Raw genomic sequence first — 269 nt, 5'->3', positions numbered from 1 at the left:
CCATCCTGCCGCCAGGCACCAACTCCATTACAGGGGTATGGCGGGCGCAGCGGATCAGCGCAGCGAACTATCCTGGCGACCCTGCAGACCTTCAGGGCAATGATATCCTATCGGTGCAGTACCTGCCCGGCTCAGGGGGCAATTTTACGAGCAGCCCTGGGGATACGATAGTGTTCTTCACTTTCCGGCTTCCTGACGACTGTACAGGCGGCGAGCTTGCGCTGCTGGACAACGGGGGCGCTATTGTCGCTGCCATGGCAGGGGAGAGC

At 61.3% G+C, this 269-nt stretch carries 1 protein-coding gene; it reads left to right on the top strand.

From position 1 onward, the window contains the following. Nucleotides 1-269, top strand: a 269-nt coding sequence (locus FRY97_RS22825; RefSeq protein WP_170254913.1) for a hypothetical protein, incomplete at both ends; no start/stop codon positions are given.

The organism is Phaeodactylibacter luteus (genome assembly GCF_007993045.1).
Lineage (GTDB): Bacteria > Bacteroidota > Bacteroidia > Chitinophagales > Saprospiraceae > Phaeodactylibacter > Phaeodactylibacter luteus.
The sequence above is the reverse complement of the archived record's forward strand: the minus strand, read 5'-3'. Positions and strand labels throughout refer to the sequence as shown.